Source organism: Mesorhizobium sp., assembly GCF_004962245.1.
Taxonomy (GTDB): Bacteria; Pseudomonadota; Alphaproteobacteria; order Rhizobiales; family Rhizobiaceae; genus Mesorhizobium.
This window is the reverse complement of record NZ_SUHQ01000015.1, coordinates 1-23,734: the sequence shown is the minus strand read 5'-3', so window position 1 is coordinate 23,734 and position 23,734 is coordinate 1. Positions and strand designations below refer to the sequence as shown.

At 63.2% G+C, this 23,734-nt stretch carries 23 protein-coding genes; 4 read left to right on the top strand and 19 right to left on the bottom strand.

Features of this window, described 5'->3' with window-relative positions; all coding sequences use genetic code 11:
- Positions 1 to 77: 77 nt before the first annotated feature.
- From E5X88_RS17155 to rpoZ, 14 genes are all read right to left on the bottom strand, one after another.
- On the bottom strand, positions 78 to 869 hold the full coding sequence (locus E5X88_RS17155; RefSeq protein ID WP_292163347.1) for an anti-sigma factor: 792 nt from the start codon (positions 867 to 869) through the stop codon (positions 78 to 80).
- Positions 866 to 1,384 carry an RNA polymerase sigma factor gene (locus tag E5X88_RS17150; protein WP_292163346.1) on the bottom strand — a complete coding sequence of 173 codons (519 nt, stop codon included), beginning with the start codon at positions 1,382 to 1,384 and terminating at the stop codon, positions 866 to 868. Before E5X88_RS17150 ends, E5X88_RS17155 begins: the two co-directional genes overlap by 4 nt.
- A gap of 156 nt (positions 1,385 to 1,540) precedes the next feature.
- Complete coding sequence (locus E5X88_RS17145; protein ID WP_292163345.1) at positions 1,541 to 4,294, bottom strand: DUF2339 domain-containing protein; 2,754 nt, start codon at positions 4,292 to 4,294, stop codon at positions 1,541 to 1,543.
- A gap of 68 nt (positions 4,295 to 4,362) precedes the next feature.
- Complete coding sequence (locus E5X88_RS17140; RefSeq protein ID WP_292163344.1) at positions 4,363 to 4,881, bottom strand: PaaI family thioesterase; 519 nt, start codon at positions 4,879 to 4,881, stop codon at positions 4,363 to 4,365.
- Positions 4,878 to 5,654 carry a DNA repair protein RecO gene (recO, locus tag E5X88_RS17135; RefSeq protein WP_292163342.1) on the bottom strand — a complete coding sequence of 259 codons (777 nt, stop codon included), beginning with the start codon at positions 5,652 to 5,654 and terminating at the stop codon, positions 4,878 to 4,880. The genes E5X88_RS17140 and recO overlap by 4 nt, the downstream gene beginning before the upstream one ends.
- Positions 5,655 to 5,931: 277 nt before the next feature.
- Positions 5,932 to 6,819 (bottom strand): aminoglycoside phosphotransferase family protein, encoded by an 888-nt coding sequence (locus E5X88_RS17130; protein ID WP_292163565.1) that lies wholly within the window; start codon positions 6,817 to 6,819, stop codon positions 5,932 to 5,934.
- Entirely contained in the window at positions 6,815 to 7,747 is a 933-nt protein-coding gene (era, locus tag E5X88_RS17125) for a GTPase Era (RefSeq protein ID WP_292163340.1), read from the bottom strand. Before era ends, E5X88_RS17130 begins: the two co-directional genes overlap by 5 nt.
- Before the next feature lie 171 nt (positions 7,748 to 7,918).
- On the bottom strand, positions 7,919 to 8,665 hold the full coding sequence (gene rnc, locus E5X88_RS17120) for a ribonuclease III (protein WP_292163338.1): 747 nt from the start codon (positions 8,663 to 8,665) through the stop codon (positions 7,919 to 7,921).
- 4 nt (positions 8,666 to 8,669) lie between these two features.
- Positions 8,670 to 9,419, bottom strand: a complete 750-nt coding sequence (lepB, locus tag E5X88_RS17115; RefSeq protein WP_292163337.1) for a signal peptidase I — start codon at positions 9,417 to 9,419, stop codon at positions 8,670 to 8,672.
- 77 nt (positions 9,420 to 9,496) lie between these two features.
- Positions 9,497 to 9,910 (bottom strand): holo-ACP synthase, encoded by a 414-nt coding sequence (gene acpS / locus E5X88_RS17110; protein ID WP_292163335.1) that lies wholly within the window; start codon positions 9,908 to 9,910, stop codon positions 9,497 to 9,499.
- Positions 9,911 to 10,203: 293 nt separating this feature from the next.
- The gene (locus E5X88_RS17105; RefSeq protein WP_292163333.1) at positions 10,204 to 10,602 is read right to left on the bottom strand and encodes a VOC family protein; all 399 of its coding nucleotides are present in this window, start codon (positions 10,600 to 10,602) and stop codon (positions 10,204 to 10,206) included.
- Positions 10,599 to 11,177: an orotate phosphoribosyltransferase gene (gene pyrE, locus E5X88_RS17100; protein ID WP_292163332.1), complete on the bottom strand. Its 579-nt coding sequence runs from the start codon at positions 11,175 to 11,177 to the stop codon at positions 10,599 to 10,601. The genes E5X88_RS17105 and pyrE overlap by 4 nt, the downstream gene beginning before the upstream one ends.
- 85 nt (positions 11,178 to 11,262) lie before the next feature.
- Positions 11,263 to 13,491, bottom strand: coding sequence for a bifunctional (p)ppGpp synthetase/guanosine-3',5'-bis(diphosphate) 3'-pyrophosphohydrolase (locus tag E5X88_RS17095; protein ID WP_292163331.1), 2,229 nt, complete (start codon positions 13,489 to 13,491; stop codon positions 11,263 to 11,265).
- A gap of 111 nt (positions 13,492 to 13,602) precedes the next feature.
- Positions 13,603 to 14,004 (bottom strand): DNA-directed RNA polymerase subunit omega, encoded by a 402-nt coding sequence (gene rpoZ, locus E5X88_RS17090; RefSeq protein WP_126040481.1) that lies wholly within the window; start codon positions 14,002 to 14,004, stop codon positions 13,603 to 13,605.
- A gap of 313 nt (positions 14,005 to 14,317) precedes the next feature.
- On the opposite strand from rpoZ, the gene E5X88_RS17085 reads away from it, so the two are divergent.
- On the top strand, positions 14,318 to 14,899 hold the full coding sequence (locus E5X88_RS17085) for an NYN domain-containing protein (protein ID WP_292163329.1): 582 nt from the start codon (positions 14,318 to 14,320) through the stop codon (positions 14,897 to 14,899).
- Positions 14,900 to 14,910: 11 nt separating this feature from the next.
- Complete coding sequence (locus E5X88_RS17080; protein ID WP_292163328.1) at positions 14,911 to 15,573, top strand: uracil-DNA glycosylase; 663 nt, start codon at positions 14,911 to 14,913, stop codon at positions 15,571 to 15,573.
- Here E5X88_RS17080 and E5X88_RS17075 read toward each other — a convergent pair.
- From E5X88_RS17075 to dapA, 3 genes are all read right to left on the bottom strand, one after another.
- Positions 15,542 to 16,282: a GH25 family lysozyme gene (locus E5X88_RS17075; protein WP_292163327.1), complete on the bottom strand. Its 741-nt coding sequence runs from the start codon at positions 16,280 to 16,282 to the stop codon at positions 15,542 to 15,544. The genes E5X88_RS17080 and E5X88_RS17075 overlap by 32 nt on opposite strands.
- Positions 16,283 to 16,376: 94 nt before the next feature.
- Complete coding sequence (gene smpB, locus E5X88_RS17070) at positions 16,377 to 16,856, bottom strand: SsrA-binding protein SmpB (RefSeq protein ID WP_023768487.1); 480 nt, start codon at positions 16,854 to 16,856, stop codon at positions 16,377 to 16,379.
- Positions 16,857 to 16,881: 25 nt separating this feature from the next.
- Positions 16,882 to 17,763 (bottom strand): 4-hydroxy-tetrahydrodipicolinate synthase, encoded by an 882-nt coding sequence (dapA, locus tag E5X88_RS17065; RefSeq protein ID WP_292163326.1) that lies wholly within the window; start codon positions 17,761 to 17,763, stop codon positions 16,882 to 16,884.
- Between the two features lie 253 nt (positions 17,764 to 18,016).
- Here dapA and E5X88_RS17060 point away from each other — a divergent pair, with 253 nt between their 5' ends.
- Complete coding sequence (locus E5X88_RS17060) at positions 18,017 to 20,074, top strand: lytic transglycosylase domain-containing protein (protein ID WP_292163563.1); 2,058 nt, start codon at positions 18,017 to 18,019, stop codon at positions 20,072 to 20,074.
- 328 nt (positions 20,075 to 20,402) lie between these two features.
- The gene (locus tag E5X88_RS17055; RefSeq protein ID WP_292163325.1) at positions 20,403 to 21,290 is read left to right on the top strand and encodes an alpha/beta hydrolase; all 888 of its coding nucleotides are present in this window, start codon (positions 20,403 to 20,405) and stop codon (positions 21,288 to 21,290) included.
- Between the two features lie 63 nt (positions 21,291 to 21,353).
- Here E5X88_RS17055 and E5X88_RS17050 read toward each other — a convergent pair whose 3' ends face one another.
- Both E5X88_RS17050 and E5X88_RS17045 read right to left on the bottom strand, forming a co-directional pair.
- On the bottom strand, positions 21,354 to 22,421 hold the full coding sequence (locus E5X88_RS17050; RefSeq protein ID WP_292163324.1) for a site-specific integrase: 1,068 nt from the start codon (positions 22,419 to 22,421) through the stop codon (positions 21,354 to 21,356).
- Between the two features lie 240 nt (positions 22,422 to 22,661).
- The coding region (locus E5X88_RS17045; RefSeq protein WP_292163323.1) for a porin at positions 22,662 to 23,734 on the bottom strand (1,073 nt) is incomplete at its 5' end.

The window sequence follows — 23,734 nt, the reverse complement described above, 5'->3', positions numbered from 1 at the left end:
CACTGCAGATCAGTGCAACGGCTTTGAACAGGATCGCTGTTTTAACCGTGGCGCCAGCTTGGGAAAACAGCCGCGGTTCAGCCGGCCAGCCCGGCCAGAAGCTGGCTGTAAGCGCTCTTCGCCACCGCAGTCAGCTGCGCGCGCGGCAGCGAGCCGACGACGGCGCAGCCATAGCCCTTGTCCAGCCAGTAGACGGCCTCGGGGCCGTTCTCTTCCGACCCGTAGGTGCCCTTGGCCTTCTCGGCCGATTCAGCGGTGACGAACAGCGAGATGCGCTCGCCCTTGTCGTCCTCATAAAGCAGCATCGCAGCCTTGCTCTCGCCAGCAGGCAGCAGCCGGCCGCCGACGAGCTGGAACCCTTCCGCCGCCAGATCCGGTGCGACCAGCTTCAGGCCGACCCGATTGGACAGCCAGGTCTGCAGATGATCCTTGTCACTGGCGGGCACCTCCACCGCATGCCGTTTTTCGGCGGCATAGATGACATGCGCTGCGATCGCCTGCTCGGCGAGATGGTCCTCGGCGGGGTCTTCCAGGCCGAGACGGTCGATGCCGGCGACATAACCGCCAACACCGCCAATGGCCAGCATCGCCGCTGCGGCAGCCGCCTGCCACCAGCGCGAGCGCGATGCCGCCGTCTTGACCGGCGCTTCGCCAAACACGATCTTCTGCAACCGCGCAGGCACCGGCTCGTCGAGCACACCGGCGAAGGCGGCACGCAGCGCTGCGCGGTCGGCGACATAGCGGGCGCTCCTCGCCTTCATTTCAGGATTGGCGTCAAGCCAGGCGTCATACGCCACGCGCTCATCGCCCGGCAACTCGCCGTCGAGGGCCATGTGGATGTCGCGTTCGGAAAAATCGCGCGGGGTCATCTCTCGACGATCCTTATCGCCCGGCGGCGCGCCGTGTCGTCCAGCAGCCCGCGCAACTCCTCACGCCCGCGCGCGATGCGCGACATCAGCGTGCCGGCCGGCACGCCGAGTATGTTGGCGGCCTCGGCATAGGAAAAGCCTTCGATGGCGACCATGACGAGTGCAGCGCGCCGGTCGGGGCTGATTGCCTGCAATGCGTCGATAATCTCGCGCGAGGCGATGTTCTCCACCTGCTCGGCGGGTATTGCCTGCGCTTCGCCCGCTTCCAGCGGCAGCATCGCCACTTCGCCGCGCCGGTTCACCTTGCGCGTCTGGTCGATGAACAAATGATGCATAATCGTAAACAGCCACCTCCTGGGGCTTTCTCCAGTCTGCCAATTGTCGAGCCGCACAAGCGCCCGTTCGAGGCAGTCCTGAACGAGGTCGTCGGCGGAATCGCGGTCGCGCAGCAGCGAGCGCGCATAACGGCGCAGGCGCGGTATTTCGCCAAGGATTGCTGCCTTCTTTTCGTCCATGACCGCTGGTTCTGAAGCCGCCCTTCTTATCCCGATTGAACGCGCCTTCCCGGCGCGGCGCAAGCGGCCAGTGCGAAGCGGTCCGCCGCCCCGGTCACCCAAGCGATTGAATAACGCTGGCAGTGGGCGATTTATTCCCGGTCAGATTGAAAACCGTTAGCTATTGCTTGTCTGAAGCTTTTCCCTCGCCGCTCTTGTCAGCAGCCGCTGGTAGAACAGGCCAATGCCGATCAGCACCGCCCCCAGGCCGATGAAGGACAGCGCCCTCAGGACGCCTTCCAGTTCCGACATGTCGAAGAGGAAGACCTTCAACACGGCGACCGAGATCAGTGCGGCCGAGGCGATGCGCAGCACCTGCGACTTCAGCCAGACGCCGGCGGTAAGCAGCGCCACACCGATGATCAGCCACAGCGCGGAATAGGTGTAGGTTTCAAGCTGGCCGAGGCCGCTCCACAGGCCGATGAACTCACCTTTGAACAGGCGCCGAACCGACAGCGTCGCATAGGCGAAGGCAAGCAGTGCCGCCACCAGCGCCAGCATCGCGGCATACCATTTCGGCCTGACGTCACGTGCATAGAGCGCGAGCCCTCCAGCCGCAACGGCCGGTAAGAGATAGGCCAGGAACAGCAGGTTGAACACCGGGATCCGTCCGGTCGATTCGTCGGTAAACAGCGGGTTCAGCACCAGGAAATGCTGGACGACGACGAAGGCAACCGAGACCACGCCCGCGGCAAGCGAACCGTAGCGCAGCACCGAGCTTGGCGAGCGCAGGTCGATGGCAACGAGGATGGCGCCAGCGCCGATGGCGATCAACGTGTAGATCGCCTGTTCGGTGAGCGTCGCAGCACCGGTGTCGATGACACCGCCATGCATGGCGTGGCGCACCAGCATGGCAACGGTGAGCAGCGCAAACAGCGCAGTGCCCGCTTCCATGGCGAGGCGCGGGCGGCCATTGGTGGTGCGGGCGAGCTGCCAGGCGGCAAAGCCGAAGGCGAGTGCCGGCACGCCGTATCCGGGCAGCAGCCAGTTGAAGACAGGCGTCGTCGACAGGAATTCGGCGCCGACGATTGTCGGATCGAAGGCGACACGGCCGAGCACCGCGATGACCGCACCGACCGAAATCCAGCCGAGCACCGGATAGGCGCGCCAGCGGGTGGCCAACGCCGGCACGATGGCCGCGGCCCCCAAGAGGATGGTGGTCCAGCCGGACCCGAAGGCCATGTACAGCATCAGCAAGGTGGCGACTGCCGCCCCGCCAAGCGCGAACGAGACGGCAGCACCACCCCGTAGCGGCGGCTCCTCGCCCTGCGCGATCCACTCACCGCCGATGGCGAAGACCACGACCAAAAGAGCTGCGACCGTCGCGTAGGCAAGATCGCGGTCGAGATTGCCCAAGCTGAACCAGAGCGTCAGGAGAATGACCAGCGGCGCGGCAACGCCCCATGCCGCCCATGAGGCGGCGCGGATTTTTGCCGATGCGGCAAGGTTGCGCGCCGCCCAGAAGCCGGCTCCGATGAAGACAAGCCCGAGAAAGATACCGATCCTGAGCATCAGCGTATCGGCCACTGCCGCCGGCAGGCCTTCGACGCCGAGAGCGCCACCTGAGAAATCGGAAACGATTGATGTTGGCGGAATGATGCCGAGATAGACCAGCACCGTCGCCAGCCCTGCGGCGTGCAGGAGCGCCAGCGCCAGCGGCCGGTAGAGCGCCACCGCGACCAGGGCTGCGATAAGGGCTGTTCCCCGCAGAGCATCGCCGGTGGCACCGTATGCCGGGTCGATGAACAGCACCATCGCCGAAAGACCGACGAAGAAGCCAGGTGCGATCAAAGGCCAGTCGAAGCCCCTGGCTGGTTCTGCTTCGCCGCCGCGACGGCCGAGCCAGACGAAGGCAAGCACGGCCAAGGTGATGGCATCGATGAACAGGATGATGGAGAGGTTGGCGTCAGGCGCATCAGTCATGTAGAAGACGGTCCAGAGGCCGGTGCCGATGAAGGCCGCCGCCATCAGCAACCCCCAGTCGCGCATACGGGCGATGACACCGGTGGCGGCAAGCACGATTGCCAGATAGCCGAACAGCGCCCACGGACTGGGCGCCTGGGAAGCGACCAGCATCGGTGTCACCATGGCGCCGAGCAGGCCGATGCCAGCCAGCGCCTGGCCGTGAACGAGGGCTGCTGCGATCGTCGCCACGCCGATGGCGCCAAGCAGCGTGAAGGCGAGCGCCGGACCGATGAAGCCGTAAATGCCATAAGCGGCGTAGACCGTGCCGAACAGGATGAAGGCGCCGGCCGCTGTCAGGATCGCGGGAATGTAGGCACCGGTCGCCCCCTGCACCGGCACCCTGAAGCCGGTGCGGCGGATGAACTCGCCGGTGGCGACCAGCACCAGTCCGAGCATTGCCGCCATGACAAGCCGGACGCCGGGACCGAAAATGCCGGCCTCGATGGTGTAGCGGATCAGGAACAGGCCGCCCAGCGCAAGCGCGATGCCACCGACCCAGACCGCCCAGCGGGTGCCAAGCGCCGTTTCGACATCAGTCTGGCGGGCGGCCTTCACCGCTGCCGCGTCCTTCCTGGCGGGCTCCGCCACCTTCGGCGCCGCGTCGCCGGAAGTCCACGGTCCCGATACGACCTCGCCGGTGCTGGCATCGGCTTCCGTGGCCTGTGTTTCCAGCGCCTTTGCCGGTAGCGAGGCAATGTCTGTCGCTGCGGCCGGGGTCGCATCCGCCGGCTTGCCTTCCGTCGTTGCCTGTTCGGCCGGTTTGGCCGCAGGCGGCACGGCACCGGAAAGCACGAGGCTGCGCAGCGCCCCAAGCTCGCGCTCAATCAGGCCGATGCGGCTCTGCTGGCGCGAAATAATGACGAATAGCGCGATGATCGCGACAAGGCCGATCAGGCTTTCGAACATGGCGGTTTCCCCCAAACCTGGCCAAGTTTACTGACACGCAAATACGGCCGCCAAGCGGCGAGGTGAACTCAACGCGCCGCCAGATTGGCTGCCGGAAAGATCGAGCATGTTTCGGTGCCGAAAGCCAGCAGCTTGCCATTGGCGTCCTTCAGCGTCGCTTCCGAAACCGCCAGTGTGCGGCCCTTATGCACAACCCTGCCCTCGCACACCACTTCACCGGTCTTCGGCGTGATCGGCCGCGTCAGGTTCACCTTGAACTCCGCCGTCGTATAGGCCTCGCCCTTGTCGAGCAGCGTCTGCACCGCGCAGGCAAGAGCCGAATCCAGCAGTGTCGCGGCCCAGCCGCCATGCACCCCGCCCAGAGGGTTGAGATGGCGCTCGTTCGGCATGCCGCGGAACACCGCGCGTCCTTCCGACACTTCCGCCAGGCCGAAACTGAGCTGGAAGGAAATCGGCGGCGCCGGGTATTTGTTGTCGATGATGCGCTGGAGCAATTCCAGGCCGGTATACTTAGAGATGTCGCTGTGCGGAATGGTGCCGAGGCCGAGCGGCGAGACCCGGCCGGGATAAAGTTCCACTTCGCTCATGTGATGATTTCTCCGGCGGCGGTCTCGCCGCCAATCTCCTTGCCCGCCGCATAGTGCTTGCGCAAGGCGGCGAGGAAGCCGGCGCGGGCGCCGGGCGCCTCGATGCCGCGCGGCTCATAGACATGGCGGGTAAAAAAGAAGCCGGTCAGCCGGAAGGCATCCTCGATCGCCGCCGGATCAGCGCGCAGGCCGGAGCCGCGCTGGAGGAAGGCGGGCAGCACCAGCATCTTGTCGCGCCATGGCGCGCCTGCCGCGCGTGACACGGCGCGCCCGGATTTCGGTGAGACATAGGCAAGATCCTGCCTGGCGCCGGTCGCGGCACACTGGCTGAGATCGAGACCGAAGCCGAGTTCGTCGAGAACCAGCAGCTCGAAGCGCGCCACCAGCTCGCCGGCGGCGTCCGCATCGTCGAGGTGGGCGATCATCACGGCCAGCGTCTCGTAGAGGCCGCCATGGGCGTCGCGCTCTGGCAATAGGCGCAGGTGCGCTGCCATGGTCTGTAGCCCATAGATGGCGACGGCGCTGTCCATCAGCCGGGCGGCGTTCATCTCGATCGGCTCGGTCTGGAAGGTGCCCAGATGCTCATCGAGCCGCGCCCGCCACAACAGATCGACGCGGTTGCCGGGCTGCAGAACGGGCTGCTGCTTGCGCGAGCGGCCGCCGCGCACAAGCCCGAGGTGGCGTCCATGCACACGCGTCATGACCTCAAGAATGGCGCTGGTCTCGCCATGCTTGCGGGTGCCGAGAATGATTCCCTCGTCGCGCCACTCCATGAGGAGAGCTTGTCACCGGTTCGGTGGCGAAATCAAGATTGGAGCCTCGTATGCCAGGGCTCCGAACTCGGATTAACCAAGTGTCTGTGGGCAGCCGCGCCGACGAATGGCGAAGCCTGAAATAAAAAACCGCCTCGGCGGCGGTCGCTGGCGCAAATCAGCACCATGCTCAAATCAGTAGCATAACTGATGGCACAAAGCAAGAACAAACTTGCCCGCCTTCCGCTTTGGTGCCCCGTTCGAAGTCGCCCAACGCCGGAACTAACATTCTGCGTGATCATGCCGCGCGCTGGTGATCGGCAAGCACTTCATCGATCACGCGTCGCGATTTTTCGACTTCGACCGGATTGACGTCTATGTGTCCTGCGAGCGTAATCAGCGCCTTCCACAGCGTCCAGCCACGGCCCCGCGCCCACATTGCTTCATCGGCGGGAAGTCCGGCGCGGAACACCTCTCGGCTTTTCCCTTCGAACAGCGTCCACGCAATCGCCAGATCGCACGAGGGATCGCCCACGCCCGACGTCCCGAAGTCGATCACGGCGCTCAACCTGCCTTGCCCGACCAACAGGTTTCCCCAACTGACGTCACCGTGGAACCAGACGGGCGCGCCATGCCATGTCGCGGCAAGCGCTGCCTCCCACACCGCACTCGCGGCGCCTGTGTCGATCTTGCCGTCGAGGGCGGCAATTGCTTGCCGGGTTTCACCGTCATAGACGCTCAGTGGTCCGCCGCGAAAAAAGTTGTGCTGACCTGGCGCCGGTCCGCCGGCGGGATCGATCCGTTGCAGCGCGACCAGGAACTGGGCCAGGCTGGCCGCGAATTGCGGCAGGCTGGCAATACGCTCCCGCGTTGCCGTCTCGCCTTCGATCCAGCGGTACACGGACCAATGCCAGGGGTAATTGTCGGCCGGGGCCCCCATCGCCAAGGGAACCGGGACAGGCAGCGGCAGCAGGGGTGCCAGCCTTGGCAGCCAGCGGTGTTCCTTTTCCACTTGCAAGGAATAGGCCGCCGCACTCGGCAGCCGCACGAGCATGTGGTCTCCGAGACGGAAGGTCCTATTGTCCCACCCGCCTGATGCAACCGGCCTGACGGCGAGATCTTTCCACCGGGGAAATTGCGTGGCGACCAACCGGCTCACGAGAGCTGTGTCGATAGTGACGTTAATGTGGAAACTCCAGCCCCATCTCGCGATAGCGCTCGGGGTCGTCGCCCCAGTTCTCGCGCACCTTGACGAACAGGAACAGGTGCACCTTCTGTTCGAGGATACCTGATATCTCCATGCGTGCCGCCTGGCCGATGGCGCGGATCGTCTCGCCCTTGTGGCCGAGCACGATCTTCTTCTGGCTGTCACGCTCGACATAGATGGTCTGATCGATGCGCACAGAGCCATCCTTCTTCTCCTCCCATTTCTCGGTCTCGATATGGGAGGAATAGGGCAGTTCCTGATGCAGCCTGAGATAGAGCTTTTCGCGAGTGATCTCGGCCGCCAGCTGACGCATCGGCAGGTCGGAGATCTGGTCTTCCGGGTAATACCAGGGGCCGGCAGGAAGGGTTTCGGCCAGATAGTCGAGCAGGTCCTTGCAACCCGACCCAGTCAGCGCCGAGACCATGAAGGTGCGCTTGAACGGCACTCTTTCGTTGGCTGCCGCCGACAATGCCAGCAGCGCCTCGGGCTTGACCCGGTCGACCTTGTTGAGGATCAGCACCATCGGCTGCCGGACATCCTTCAGCCGTTCGAGGATCGCGTCGGCGTCGCCCCGGATGCCGCGCTCGGCGTCGATCAGCAACAGCACGATATCGGCGTCCTTGGCGCCGCCCCAGGCGGTCGTCACCATCGCGGTGTCCAGCCGGCGCTTCGGCTTGAAGATGCCGGGCGTGTCGACGAACACGATCTGCGCATTCCGATGCGTGGCGATGCCGCGCACGATGGCGCGCGTCGTCTGCACCTTATGGGTGACGATCGACACCTTGGCGCCGACCAATTGGTTGACCAGCGTCGATTTTCCCGCATTGGGCGCGCCGATCAGCGCGACGAAGCCGGAGTGCGTGGCGGCAGCTTCCGTTGCCGGTGGGGCGTCTTCGGTGGCGGTCATGCCGCACTCCCTTCACTAGAGCGCCGCGCGTCCTTTTGGACGCGCAAAGGGCGCTCTAAAATTTTGAATCTACGCATCGTGCTTTCCAAAAATCGATTTCGATTTTTGGGCCGATGCGTTGAGCGCCGCGTGTCCTTTTGGACGCGCAAAGGGCGCTCTAAAACCTTGAATTTATGCATCGAAAATCGAATCCGATTTTTGGGCCGATGCGCTAAGCCAGACGCCTTCGCGCAGCAGCAGTGCGGTGGCGGCCGCTTGCTCGGCCTCGCGCTTGGAGCGCCCGCTGCCGATCGCCGGCGAATAGGCGCCAACCCTGACGCTGACGGTGAACAGCGGATCGTGATCGGGCCCCTCGCGGCTGTCGATGCTGTAGGCCGGCGTAGCGCCCGCCGCCTGATGCGCCCATTCCTGCAGTTCGGTCTTGGCATCGCGGCGGGCAGCACCCGTGGCCTGCGAGCGCGGCCGCCAGTATCTGTGGATGAAGGCGCTGGCCGCCTCCAGACCACCGTCGAGATAGAGCACGGCGATCAGCGATTCCAGCGCATCGGCGCGCAGGTTGACACGCTTGCGTCCGTCGAGGCCGCGCACGTCCGAGCCGGCGCGGATCAATTCCGGCAGGCCGATCTCCTCGGCGATTTCCGCCAGCGCCTCGGCATTGACCAGCGCGTTGAGCCTGAGTGAAAGCTCACCTTCGGCAGCGTCCGGAAACGCCGCCAGCAGCATGTCGGCGACGACCAGGCCGAGGACGCGGTCGCCGAGGAATTCGAAACGCTCATAGTCGACGCCGGCGTGGCTGCTGCGGGCGCTGGCATGAGTCAGCGCGCGGAGCAGGCGCTGGCGATCGGCAAAGGCGTGGCCGGTACGCTCCATGAGCGCTTCGGCGAGCGCGTCGGCGGTCAGCCGTTTTGTCGCCGCCATGATCCTAATTGACGAAATGGAACAGGCGCGACGCGCGCATCAGCGACGGCCATTTCCAGATTTCGAGCGGGCTGGCGCTGCCGCCGATCGAGAAGAAGATGAGGTTGGCGCGACCGACCAGGTTCTCGTCGGGCACGAAACCGACGGTGAAGCGGCTGTCCGAGGAATTGTCTCTGTTGTCGCCCATCATGAAATAGTGGCCGGGCGGCACTTCGAATTCGCGGGTGTTGTCACCGATCGAATTCGGCGTCAGGTCGAGCGTGTCATAGCTGACGCCGTTCGGCAATGTCTCGCGATAGACGTCGACCGGCCCGTTTTCCTCGGTGATGTCGCGATTGTCGATCTGCCCGACCTTCTGGCGTGGCACGCCGACGCCGTTGATGAAGAGCTGGCCGTCCTTGACCTGGATCTTGTCGCCCGGCAGACCGATGACGCGCTTGATGTAATCGACGGAGGGGTCCGGCGGGAACTTGAACACCGCCACGTCGCCGCGCTTCGGCTCGGCGCCCCAGATGCGGCCCGAAAAGATATCCGGCCCAAACGGCAGCGAATAGCGGGAGAAGCCATAGGACCATTTGGTGACGAAGAGATAGTCGCCTTCGAGCAAGGTCGGCCGCATCGAACCGGACGGAATGGAGAATGGCTGGAAAAGAAGCGTGCGGATGACCAGAGCGAGCAAAAGCGCCTGGACGATGACGCTGACGGTTTCGCCAAGCCCGCCGGATTTCTTCTGGGATTTTTCAGCCACGCTCATGTCGTCCTCGATTATGCGTTGGTTGGTATAGAGTCTCGGCGCGCGCTGGGCAACGTCATGCCGGTGGTCAGATGCAATCAATATGGCGCTTCTTCGACGGGCAACGCCTCGATGATCACAAAGGCTTGAGCAAGCGGAAAGTCGTCTGTGATGGTGAGGTGGATCGCCGCTCTGTGTCCTTCAGGCAGGATCTTGTCGAGCCGCGCCGCCGCCCCGCCGGTCAGCGCCATGGTTGGCTTGCCGCTTGCCAGATTGACGACGCCCATGTCGCGCCAGAAAACGCCCTGCGCCAGACCGGTGCCCAGCGCCTTGGCGCAGGCCTCCTTGGCGGCGAAGCGCTTGGCATAGGAGGCGACGCGGGCGCCGCGGTTTTCGGAACGGGCCTGTTCGACCTCGGTGTAGATACGCTGGATGAAGCGCTGGCCATGGCGCTCCAGCGATTTTTCGATGCGTCTGATATCGATCAGGTCGCTGCCGATACCGATGATCATTCGGCGGGAACTTCCCATCCGGCCGTTCCAGGCTTGCGGCGTCGAAAAAGCACTCTGTTCCTGTCCTGATATCCAAGAATGCCGCTCCGACCATCACAGGCCGGGCGCGACAGCCACACCTTGCGCTTCGCAGCCGCCGAAAGGCAACAACGAGTTGATATAGCGATACGCTGGCCGCAGAACAACCGTGTGGCGCCCACGTGCAATTGCCCTGCGGGACCGGCGTCTTGCCCCTCGCAGCGGATTTGACGAGGCGAGTTCGCCCACGGAAGTTAGCAGCGACCGCGAGCTATCTACCGACCATAGTCGCTGACCTCGACGAGATTGTCGTCCGGATCGCGGAAATAGACCGACATCATCGGGCCGCGGGCGCCGACGCGCTCGACCGGGCCGACTTCTATCGCCACGCCATTGGCCTCGAGACTGGCGCATATCTCGGCGAGCGGCCGGGCAGCGACCAGGCAGAAATCCCCGGAGCCGGGCATCGGCGCTTTCGCCTTGGGCTCGAAGGTGCGCCCTACCTCATGCAGATTGATCTTCTGCGTTCCAAACAGCAGTGCCGTCGGCCGGTCCGGTTCGTCGAGGCGCTTGAAGCCGAGCACGCGCTGGTAGAAGCTGCAGGTGTCGTCGACGGAGCGCACCGTCAGCACGAAATGATCGATGCCGGCGATCACGGCAGCGCCCTCAGTCATATGTTGCGGCTGCCGGGCTTGATCGCCGGTATGGCGGCGAGTTCGGGCGGCAGCCTGTCGGCCGGGTAGGCCGGAACCTCATATTCGGCGAGCGCGATCAGCGGCACGCCGACATCGGTCTTGCCGGCCGAGCGATCGATGATGCAGGCCGCGGCAACGACCTCGGCGCCAAGCGCGCGCAGGCAGTCGACGGTCTCGCGGATCGACAAACCGGTGGTGACGATGTCCTCGACGATGACGACGCGCGAACCCCTGGCGATCTCGAAGCGGCGGAGCCTGAACTCGCCCCCTTCCCGCTCGACCCAGATCGCCGGAGCGCCGAGATGGCGCGACGTCTCGTAGGCCGGGATCAGCCCGCCGATCGCCGGACCGACGACATAATCGATCCTGCCGGACACGGCGGCGCGGATCTTTTCGGCCAGCGCCTTGCACAGGCGCTCGGTCTTGTCGGCATGCATGAAGACCCGCGCCTTCTGCAGGAAGATCGGGCTTCGCAAGCCGGAGGTGAGGATGAAATGCCCTTCGAGAACGGCACCGGCTTCGCGGAAAATGCCCAGCACTTCGTCGGTGTTCATCTGCGCCTCTTTTGATTGACCATGATCTTTTCCGAAAACCGGTTCCCACTTTTCGCTACGCGGACCTTCGGTTCGGGATCATGGTCTAGCCATTCACGCGCCGCGCATCGCTGACGCTCGAATTGTCCTTGAGCTGCGACAGCAGCCGGTTCAGGTGCTTCAGATCCCAGACTTCGAGATCGATCAGCATTTCGGTGAAATCGGGCGCGGTGCGCACCATCGACAATGTATGGATGTTGGCGTCGTTGGACGCAACGACCTGAGCGATGTCGGCCAGCGAGCCCGGCGCGTTGATGGCGGTGACCGAGACCCGCGCCGGAAACCGCTCCTTGGTGCGCTCGTCTATGTCCCAGCGCACGTCGATCCAGCGTTCGGGCTGGTCGTCGAAGGCCTGCAGCGCCGGCGACTGGATCGGATAGATGGTGATGCCTGTTCCCGGCTGCACGATGCCGACGATGCGGTCGCCGGGCACAGCACCTTCCGGCGCGAAGCGCACCGGCAGGTCGCCGCGGACGCCGCGGATCGGCACGGCGCCGTCCTTCGGCTGACCCTTGTCCTTGCGTGCCGTGCGGCCGGGGATCTGGAACAGCATGCCGGCGGCGTTGCGGATCTTCGACCAGCCCTCCTCGCGCTGCTTGGGTGCGGCCAGCGTAACGCGCTCGTCCTTGTAGTCTGGAAATACCGCCTTCATGACATCGGCGGAGGCAAGTTCGCCGCGACCGACCGAAGCCAGCACATCCTCGATGTCCTTGCGCGCCAGCCGATGCAGCACCGACTTCAGGCTTTCCTTGGTAAAGGTCTTGCCGGAGCGCTCGAAGGCGCGTTCCAGTATGCGGATGCCGAGACCCGAATATTGCTTGCGGATGGCATTCTTGGTGGCGCGACGGATCGCCGAGCGCGCCTTGCCGGTGACGACGACCGATTCCCAGGCCGCCGGCGGCACCTGCGCCTTGGAGCGGATGATCTCGACCTCGTCGCCATTCTTCAGCTCGGTCATCAGCGGCATGATGCGGCCGTTGACCTTGGCACCGACGCAGGTGTCGCCGACATCGGTGTGCACGGCGTAGGCGAAGTCGATCGGCGTGGCGCCGCGCGGCAGCGCGATCAGCATGCCCTTGGGCGTGAAGCAGAACACCTGGTCCTGGAACAGTTCCAGCTTGGTGTTTTCGAGGAAGTCCTCCGGATTGTCGCCTTCGGCAAGCTGCTCGATGGTGCGCCTCAGCCAGGCATAGGCGTTGGTCTCCTTCGAGATCGCATGCGCGGTGCCATTCACCTTGCCGCCGGTGTCCTTGTAGATCGAATGCGCGGCAACGCCATATTCGGCGATCTTGTTCATCTGGTAGGTGCGTATCTGCAACTCGACGCGCTGGCGCGACGGCCCGACGATGGTGGTGTGGATCGAACGGTAGTCGTTCTGCTTCGGCGTCGAGATGTAGTCCTTGAAACGGCCGGGCACCATCGACCATGTCGTGTGGATGGCGCCGAGAGCCCTGTAGCAGTCCTCGACGGTGTCGACGACGACGCGAAAGCCGAAAATGTCGGACAACTGCTCGAAGGACAGCGCCTTGGCTTCCATCTTGCGGAACACCGACCACGGCTTCTTCTGGCGGCTCTTGACCTCGGCCTTGATCGCATATTTGTCGAACAGCGTGGACAGCGCCTTTTCGATCTCGGACAGTACGCCCTTGTTGCGCTCGAAGATCTCGGCGAGCCGCGCGGTGACGGCGCGGTAGGCTTCCGGATTGATGAAGCGGAAGGCGATCTCCTCGAGTTCCTCCCGCATGCCCTGCATGCCCATGCGTCCGGCCAGCGGCGCATAGATGTCCATCGTTTCCTCGGCGATGCGCAGGCGCTTGGCTTCGGGCACATGGTCGAGGGTGCGCATGTTGTGCAGGCGGTCGGCGAGCTTGACCAGCAGCACGCGAACGTCTTCCGAGATCGCCAGCAAGAGCTTGCGCAGGTTTTCCGCCTGCTCGGCCTTCTTGGAGACGAGGTCGAGTTTCTTCAGCTTGGTCAGGCCTTCGACCAGCTTGCCCATTTCCGGACCGAACAGCTCGTCGATCTCGGCCCTGGTCGCCGTGGTGTCCTCTATCGTGTCGTGCAGCAGGGCAACCGCGATGGTCGCCTCGTCCATGTGCATTTCGGTGAGGATGGCGGCGACTTCGAGCGGATGCGAGAAATAGGGATCGCCGGAGGCGCGTTTCTGGTGACCATGCTTCTGCATGGCGTAGACATAGGCCTTGTTGAGCAACGCCTCGTTGACGTCAGGCTTGTAGCGCTGGACGCGCTCGACAAGCTCATACTGACGCATCATGGGCGGAATCTCGCAAAGCTGAAATGAATCATGCGCCGCACTGGCGTGCGGCGCATGTCATAGATAGCCACGAAACTGCCAACGCGAAAGTGTCGGCAGTCGCCGCGAAGATCAATAATCGTCGCTTTTCTCGGGCGGCACCAGACCTTCGATGCCGGCCAGCAGATCTTCTTCGGTCATGCGGTCGAAGGCGATGTTGTCCTCGGCGTCGTCAGCGTCGGTTGCCGCAACGGCGGTACCGGTCTGGTCGGCGATCGCCTCGCCGTCGGCTTCCGGCTCGTCGACCTCGACGTGCTTCTGCAGCGAGTGGATCAGGTCTTCCTTGAGGTCGTCGGGCGACAACGTCTCCTCGGCGATCTCGCGCAGCGCGATGACCGGGTTCTTGTCGTTGTCACGAGGAACGGTGATCTGCGCGCCCTGGCTGATCTGACGGGCGCGGTGGCCGGCCAGAAGCACCAGCTCGAAGCGGTTGTCGACCTTGTCGATGCAATCTTCAACGGTTACTCGGGCCATGAGTTGCCCCTTTCATGCCTGGATTTGATGGAAAACAGGCGCGGTCCATAACCCGAACGCCGTCAAAATACAAGCTTCATGGCAATAGCGGACCGGGATCGGGAGAATACCAAGCCAATGCCGGATCGGCACGCGCCCCGCCTGCGGCGATACCGCGCCGATCACAATTGCTTGCAGCGCAGCATCACACCCTTGGATTGCCGTAAAACTGGCGTTATCTCGAATGATAAAAGGCCGGCAGCATTATTACGAGGCCGGCCGATAGGTCCTGCGCATTTAGACGACCCCATATTTCAAAAAAAGGATATTTTCCATGTTCGACCCACGGGAAAAAATCGCCCTTTTCATCGACGGCGCCAACCTCTACGCCACGTCGCGCGCGCTCGGCTTCGACATCGACTACCGCAAACTTTTGGCTAGCTTCCAGAAGCGCGGCTACCTGCTGCGTGCTTACTATTACACGGCGCTGGTCGAGGATCAGGAATACTCCTCGATCCGGCCGCTGATCGACTGGCTCGACTATAACGGCTTCAAGGTGGTGACCAAGCCGGCCAAGGAATTCACCGATTCGACCGGGCGCCGCAAGATCAAGGGCAATATGGACATCGAGTTGACCGTCGATGCACTGGAAATAGCCGATGTCGTCGACCATTATGTCATCTTTTCCGGCGACGGCGATTTCCGCACGCTGGTCGAGGCGCTGCAGCGGCGCGGGCGCAAGGTCTCGATCGTCTCCACCATGGCCTCGCAGCCGCCGATGATCTCCGACGATTTGCGCCGCCAGGCCGACCATTTCATCGACCTGATGACGCTGAAGAGCGAGGTCGGCCGCGATCCGTCCGAGCGGCCGGTGCGCCGGTCCGAGCCGGCCGAAGTCGACGAGGACGACTATTGACGGCGGCGGTCTTGACCGCGCCCTTGGCCGCCTCTCCCGAGCCCGATCGCGACTGCCCGCTCTGCCCGCGGCTGCACGATTTCATCGCTGAGTGGCGGCAGCGCGAGCCATCCTGGTTCAATGCGCCGGTGCCGACCTTCCTGCCGCCCGAGGGTGAGGATGCGGTGCGGCTGCTGATCGTCGGACTGGCGCCGGGCCTGCGCGGCGCCAACCGCACCGGACGTCCCTTCACCGGCGACTATGCCGGCGACCTTCTCTACAACACGCTGATCGCACACGGCTTTGCGCGCGGCCAGTTCAAAGCCAGGCCTGACGACGGACTGGAGCTTGTCGGCACGGCGATCACCAATGCGGTGCGCTGCGTACCGCCGGAGAACAAGCCGGTCGGCGCAGAGATTGCCACGTGCCGGACGTTCCTGGTGCCGACGATCGCGCGGTTCAAAAACCTGCGCGCCGTGCTGACGCTGGGCTCGATCGCGCACCAGTCGACCGTGCGGGCGCTCGGCCAGCGTGTTGTCGCCTATCCCTTCCGGCACGGCGGACAGCTGCAAGCCAATGGCGTCACGCTGTTCTCTAGCTATCACTGCTCGCGCTACAACACCAACACCGGCGTGCTGACGGAAGCGATGTTCGTCAATGTCTTCAGCGAGATAGAAGCGTTTCTGAGGAAATAGATTCGGGCGCCGCGAACAGTGTCGTTAGTGTTTCCTGCCCACCCTGAAGAACGTTCAGATCGACATCGCCGCTGATGCCGTCGACACGACCCCTGTCGTGATACTGCCAGTAAATCCAGTCGTCATGACTTGGCTGCAGCGCCAGCGAACGAACCCAGCGCGGGCGGCCAGCGATCTGGCCGGCATAGGCCTGCGCGGCCCCGTCGGTCACATAGAGGATCGCCGTCTTGCCGAAGGCTGCCTCGACAGGGCCGAGGAAAGCCGAGAGTTCGACATTCAATTCTTCGGGCGATGGCCGCAGCGGACAATTGCCGACGAATTCGATATCCACAACCGGCGGCAGCAGCGGTTGATCGCGCGGCACGACGGAGATGAAATTCTTCGCCTGATCGGCGCCAGGCCTGCAGAAGGTGAAGAAATGATAGGCACCGACCGCCAGACCGGCCGCGCGAGCCTCACGCAGATTGGCGGCGAAGGCATCGTCGACATGATCGCCGCCCTCGGTCGCCTTGATGACGGCGAAGGCGACATCATCGGCGGCAACACGCCGCCAGTCGATCTGCCGCTGATGATGGGAAACGTCGATGCCCCTGACCGGATATTGGCCGCGGTCCGGAGAAAACGGTTGGAAATAAAAATAGCCGCCGGCCGCGACGAGGCACGCCAGGATCAGGCTGGCCGCACCCCAAAGGACGATCCGGTTGTTCAAGAGAGGCCTATCCCTGTTAAGCCGCCCTGCCCTCCGCTATGGCTCCGGGCGTTCGTCGCTCGAAAAGCCAAATGATGACTTTTTCGTCTGCTCTTCACCCACGCTCCTTCAGCAGCCGGCCCTTCTCACGCGACCAGTCGCGCTGCTTTTCGGTCTCGCGCTTGTCGTGCAGTTTCTTGCCGCGGCCGACGGCAAGCAGCAGCTTGGCCCGGCCCTGGTCATTGAAATAGATTTTTAGCGGCACCAGCGTCATGCCTTCGCGGTCGACACTCTGCGCCAGCTTCGCCATCTCGCGCTTGTTGAGCAGGAGTTTGCGGCGCCGGCGCGGCTCGTGGTTGAAGCGGTTGGCCTGCAGATATTCCGGCAGATAGGAGTTGATCAGCCAGATCTCGCCACCCTCGACCGAGGCGTAGCTGTCCTGGATGTTGGCCTGGCCCTGGCGCAGCGACTTCACCTCGGTGCCGGTCAGCACCAGGCCGGCCTCGATCGTGTCGAGCACCTCGTAGGAAAACCGCGCCTTGCGGTTTTCCGCAACGGTCTTGTTGTTGGGATCGGCTTTTCTGACTTGATTCATGATGCGGAGAGGTGGCGCCTCATCCCTAATTAATCAAGCCGGCGTGCTTCATCGCCGCATCGATCTTCTCGGCGGTCGACGGTTCGACTGTCACCAGCGGCGAACGCAACACGTTCTCGACCTTGCCGAGCTTCGACAGCGCATATTTCGCGCCGGATACGCCGGGCTCCACGAAGATCGCCTTGTGCAGCGGCAACAGGCGGTCCTGCAGGTCCAGCGCCTTGGCGCTGTCGCCGGAAAGCGTCGCCTCCTGAAATTCGGCGCATAGCCGCGGCGCCACATTCGACGTCACCGAGATGCAGCCGACGCCGCCATGGGCGTTGAAGCCGAGCGCCGAGGCGTCCTCGCCCGAAAGCTGGATGAAATCCTTGCCGCAAGTGGCGCGCTGCTCGGAAACCCGCTCGACCTTGCCGGTGGCATCCTTGACGCCGACGATGTTCTTGAAGTCGTGCACCAACTGACCCATCGTCTCGGGCGTCATGTCGATCACCGAGCGCGGCGGAATGTTGTAGATGATGATCGGCAGGCTGGTCGCCTTGGCGACCGCAGCGAAATGCGCGTAGAGGCCGCGCTGCGTCGGCCTGTTGTAATAGGGCGTGACGACGAGTGCTGCGTCGGCGCCCGCCTTCTCGGCATACTGGACCAGGCCGACCGCCTCTTCGGTGTTGTTGGAGCCGGCGCCGGCGACGACCGGAACCCGGCCCTTGGCCACCTCGACGCATACTTTGACGACATGGCGGTGCTCGTCATGCGACAGCGTCGGCGACTCTCCGGTGGTGCCGACCGGAACCAGCCCGGTCGTGCCTTCGGCGATCTGCCAGGCGATAAAGGCGCGAAAGGCTTTCTCGTCGAAACGCCCGCTCTTTTCGAACGGTGTCACGAGCGCGGTAAGCGAGCCTCTCAGCATGTCGTCCAACTCCTTGGGACTTCTTTGGTTCTTGGGTATTTGTCTTGGTGTTTGTCGTGCGCGCCTTCTAGCCGAAAGCGAAGCCGCGCACCATAGTCTCGACACTGTTGCGCGGCAAGCATGGCGGCAGTGCCAGCAAGCGTAATCTTAACGACCCTGGCAGTCCTTTGTTTACGGGCCCTTCATCCCGGCCGACTAGCTTCAGTTGATCTGTGCCTGTTGATAGTGTGTAAGACAGGAAATGATGAAGACGATGCCGACCAGGCAGCCTCATTTTGTCGCGCTGCTTGGCGCAATTCTCCTGCTGACGCCGATCATTGTGGCCGCCGGGACTGTCGATGCGCAGGTCACGTCGGCCATCCCGATGCCAAACCTGCAGAATAATGGCTTAAAAAACGATGGCCGGCAGGATCCAGGCAGCTCTCCATCCGCCAGCGTCGCCAGGCTGAAGAGCGGCCTCGATGCGCTGGCGGCAAACGACATCGCCGGTGCGCGTCAAGTGCGCAAGGACCTGCCGGTCAATTCGCTCGACCAGCACATCCTTGCCTGGGCGATCGCGCTCTATGGCGGCGCCAAGGTGCCGAGCGGCGACATTGCCGATGCTGCGAAAATGCTGCCGAACTGGCCGGGCATGATCGCCTTGCGCAAGAACAGCGAACGCGCACTCTACCGCGAGAACCCCGCGCCTGAGGTCGTGGTGCAGGCATTCGGCGGCAGCCAGCCACAAACAGTCGAGGGCGTGGTGATCCTCGCCCGCTCCTATGTGTGGCAGGGAAACGTCAAGGCGGCGCGCTCGGTGCTGTCGCCTTTCTGGCGCACCGAAAAACTGGACGCCAAGGACGAAGCGGCGATCATCCAGGAATTCGGCAAACTGATACCAGCCGCCGACCACCGTTTCCGCATGGAGCGCATGTTCTATGCCGACCGGGTCAATTCCGCGCTGCGCGTCGCCGGCCCCGCCGGTGCCCAACAATTGGCCGACGCCTGGGCGGCGGTATCCAAAGGCGACAAGAAAGCGGCCAAACTGCTGAAGGCGGTGCCGGCAGCGCAGCGTTCGGCCGGTTATGTCTTCGCGCAAGCCGAATATCTGCGCAAGCAGGAGAAATTTTCCGACGCCGCCGCACTGATGATGAAGGCGCCGAGCGACCGCAACGCGCTGGTCGACCCGGATGCCTGGTGGGCCGAGCGCCGGGTGCTATCGCGCGAACTGGTCGATCAGGGCGACATGAAGACCGCCTATAAAGTCGTCGCGGCACATGCCGCCGAAAGTGCCGCCAACGCGGCGGATGCGGAGTTCCATGCCGGCTGGTACGCGCTGCGCGGCCTCAACGATCCCAACACCGCCGCCAGGCATTTCGCGCGGATCGCCGATCTCGCCCAGGGACCGATGTCGCTGTCGCGCGCCTATTACTGGCTGGGCCGTGCGGCCGAAGCCGGCGGTCCCGGCAGTGCGAAGGATCATTTCACCCGTGCCGCCAGTTACGGCACGACCTTCTACGGCCAGCTCGCCGGCGAGCGCGTCGGCCGGCGGATCCTCAACATCGCCCATCCACAGCCGAGCGCCGCCGACCGCCGGAGTTTCGCCAATCGCGAAGCGGTCAGTGCCATCAAGCGGCTGCAGGAAGCGGGCTATGAGCGCTATGCCGACACGCTTTACCGCGACCTCGCCGGACAACTGACCAGTCCAGGAGAGCTGGCGCTGCTCGCCATGATGGCGGAAAAGCAGGGCAATCATTTCCTTGCCCTGAAAGTCGGCAAGATCGCCGGCGCGCGCGGCATCGATGTCGGCGCGCTGTCACATCCGCTCGGCGTCATTCCCGACACCGCCGACATTTCCGGCTCGGGCAAGGCGCTGGCCTATGCGATCGCCCGCCAGGAAAGCGAGTTCAACATCGGCGCCGTCTCCAGCGCCGGCGCGCGCGGGCTGCTTCAGCTGATGCCGGGGACCGCCAAGCAATTGGCGAGGAAGGCCGGAATGACTTTCTCGCAGGCGCGGCTGACCACCGACGCCGGCTACAATGCGACGCTGGGCGCCGCCTTCCTCGGCGAGCAGCTCGGCCGCTTCAACGGCTCCTATGTGCTGACCTTCGCCGGTTACAACGCCGGCCCCAACCGCGCCGCCCAGTGGGTGGCTAGATATGGCGACCCACGCGGCATGGACATCGACGCCGTCGTCGACTGGATCGAGCGGATTCCCTACACGGAAACAAGAAGTTACGTCCAGCGCGTGATGGAGAATTACGAAGTCTACAAGATGCGTATTTCCGGCAAGTACGACATTGTGGGAGATCTGGTGAACGGGCGGAGTTGACGGGAGGGACCATTGAGCCGAGCAGCCACAGCACAGGCCGGCGATCTTCGCGCCCCCCTCTGTCCTGCCGGACATCTCCCCCACTTGGGGGGAGATTAGCTGTCATCTCCGTTTTCGCTAACCTGCAACGTTAACGTTGCAGAAAAAGCGCAGTCAGCGAAACTGCCGATCTCCCTCCTTGTGGGCGAGATGTCCGGCAGGACTGAGGGGGGCGCTGTCCCTCCAACATCTCGAAGGTTCTCAGTGCGCCGGCGCTTCGATTTGACCCTGCCCGTCCTCATCTGTAGCAGTCGGAGACGATCCGGCAACGGAGAGGAATCGAGTCCAAATGTCGAGCGGTTTTTCCGATTTTTTCTACGCCTCGCCGGACGGGCTGCAACTTCACGCCCGCATCTACGGCGAAGCGAATACCGGCCGCAGGCCGGTCGTCTGCCTGCCTGGCCTGACCCGCAACTGCCGCGATTTTCACGAGCTGGCGCTGCACCTGTCGAGGCGGGCGGAAAGTCCACGAAAAATAGTCGCCTTCGACTATCGCGGGCGCGGGCAGTCCGCCTATGACCCCGATATCGGCCACTACAATGTCGGCGTCGAAGCCAGCGATATCCTCGCCGGGCTGGCGGTGCTGGGGATCGAGGGCGCGTCGTTCATCGGCACGTCGCGTGGCGGGCTGATCATCCATGTGCTCGGCGCGATGCGGCCGGCCATCCTACGGGCTATCGTGCTCAACGACATCGGCCCGGTGGTCGAAGCCGGCGGTCTCGCCCATATCCGCTCCTATCTCGAGCGCGCGCCAAAGCCGAAAACCCATGCCGAGGCGCTCGGAGCCCAGCGCGGCGTGCATGGCAGCGACTTTCCAGCGCTCGCCGAGGCGGATTGGGAGCGGATGGTCGCGGCCCTTTACCGCGAGACGGATGAAGGGCTGGTTTCGGATTTCGACCCGAAGCTGGTCGACACGCTGACTGGTCTCGACTTCACCCAGAAGCTGCCTGATCTGTGGCCGCAGTTCGACGCGCTGGCGGCCATCCCGGTGCTCGCCATACGCGGCGCCAATTCGAAGCTGCTGTCCGTCGAAACGCTCGAACAGATGCGAAAGCGTCATCCCCATATCGAGACGATCACGGTCGAGGGCCAGGGCCATGCCCCTTTCCTTGAGACCGGCGGCCTGCCCGGTGCCATTGCCGCTTTTTTGAATCAGGCAGAACTCAAGTTCAAATAAAGTAAAATCCCAAGACCTGATCGGTCCCGGGGTGGTTACAGCAGTATAGACAATGGCCCGGGATTACTTGGCTTTCGAGCTTTTCCTCGGTGCCTTTGCGGCTGCAGGCTCCGCCTTATGCTCGCTCGGCGATGCGGAAGGCGTCGTCAATGGGGACGAAAACACAGAGCTTTCGGCACCCCCAGCCGCCCCGCCGCGAGGCGTTTCCAGCACAGTGACGCAGCCATCGAGGTCATTGGTGGCTAGATGCGCGTAACGCATGGTCATCGAAAGCGTCTGGTGGCCGAGCCACATCTGCACACGCCTGATGTCAATACCGCCCTGGACAAGACGCGAAGCGCAGGTGTGGCGCAAGATATGCGGCACCACCTGATCGTCGGCGCCAAGGCCGATTTCGGCCTTTGCATCGTTCCAGATGGCGCGAAATTGTGCCTGGCTCAGCTTGGTGAACGGACCCTTGGGCCGACGGCCCTCGGTGGGCGGCAGCTTGATCACCTCTTTTACCCGCTCGGTCATCGGAATGGTGCGACTGCGGCCGGATTTGGTGATCCAGAAACTGACGCGATGCTCCTGGATATCGTTCCAGATCAAGCCCAGCGCCTCGCCGAGGCGGCAACCGGTGTCAACAAGAAAGACAGAGAGCCGGTAAGCATCCTCGCTGCGGCTCTTGATGGCGGCAAACAGCCTGGCCTCTTCGTCCCTCTCAAGGAAGCGAATCCGCCCCGCCCGCTCCTTCTGGCGGCGGAACTCGGGCAGGCTGTGGATATCTCCCATCTTGTGAGCCTTGCGCAGCAGTTTGCTGAGGGCAGCCATCTTCCGGTTGATGGTTGCGTTGCTGTTACCGCGCTGGCGCAAGGTGCCGATAAGGTTGTCCAAGGTACTTTGGTCGAAGGCGCTGAAACGCTCCCCGAGGAGAATCTCGTCTATTTCGCCGATGAAGGAGCTGACATTGTATTTATGCCGCCCATCATCCCAAAGTATGTCCCGGTATGCTGAAAAAAGCTCTCCAACCCTGTACGATTTTACTTCTCTTACCTTGTTGTAACTGTATTTTATCTTGGAAACTTGAGAAGAAAAAACCGAAAAATGATCAGAGGGTTCATCCTCTTGAATCGCTTCGTTCGTCATCATTCGCCACACCCCCGAGTGGATGGATCAGACCTATCCGCTTGGAAGCGCCCTTTCAAGAGTTTTTGATCACGCAGTTGTGATTTCATCCGCCATCGACGGATCCCACGAAATCTTCCCACGGACCTTATTCAGCTACCGTTACCCCCTGTTCCTTCTGTTTGACCATGTTCCAGTCACGAAACAAAAACAGCCCGGGCATTGATGCGCCCGGGCTGAATTTCACTTGTATTAGTTCAACCCTTAGAACGAGCGCTGGAAGCGGAGCATGCCGCCGAAGCTGTCCTCGTCGTCGGCATTGGTCCAGTTGTCGAAGCCGGGCTCGCCGAACTCGCCTGCGTGCACGTAGTCGACTTCGGCCGTGACCGTGAGGCCGGGGACGACGTCGTAAGCAATGTTGGCAGCGATGCCGAGGTTTTCGCCTTCGTCATACGACGCCTGGACGTTGAACGAGGTCTTCTCGTTAATGGTGTAGGTGCCACCGCCCCAGACTGCCCAGTTGCCGCTCCACAGCTTGTACATGCCGCGGCCGCCAGCAGGCTTTGCCCAGGTGGCGTCCGTCAAGTTGTCGTCCGTGCCATAGCCGGCCATGATGAACAGCGACAGGTTCTCCATCGGGGTGATGTCCAGGCGAACCTTGCCGGAAACTTCTTCGTAGTTGCTGTCGTAAGCAATGACGCCGGTGATGGCGCCCCAGCCCTGCGTCCACTTCACGCCGCCGACGACATGCGGAACGTAGCTGTCGATCGTGAAGTCGCCATAACCTTCTTCGAGCGAAACCACGGCCGAGAAGCCGTTGCCGGCGTCGAAGTAGTACTGGACGACGTTGGTGTCGAAGCCGCCATAGGGAACCAGCGTATCCTGGATGACGTTGCCGGCGTAGCCGATGAACGTATCGAAGGCCGATTCGTCCTTACCGACGCGGAGACCACCGAGCTGGATCCAGGCGAAGTTCAGCGAGGCGCCGCTGTTGTCGGCTTCGTTGTAGAAAAGACGGTCATTGGCGTTGTTGAAGTTGAAGCGGGTCTCGGTGTACGTCTTCAACGTGCCGAGCTCGGTTTCCTGGCCGGTCCAGGTCTTCAGCGCGAAGCGGGCACGCTTGCGGTAGGTATCCTGCAAGTCGCCGTCCTCGTGGTCGCCGTTCTCAGCACCGGTAAACGCGCCGACGTCGCCGACGCCGATGTCGTAGCGGACATAGCCGCCGATGCGCAGGCAGGTTTCGGTGCCGGGAATGTAGAAGTAGCCAGCGCCGTAGACGTCGCAGATCCTGACGTATTCAGCGGGTTCCGGCTCGGCAACGACGACGGCGTCGGCGG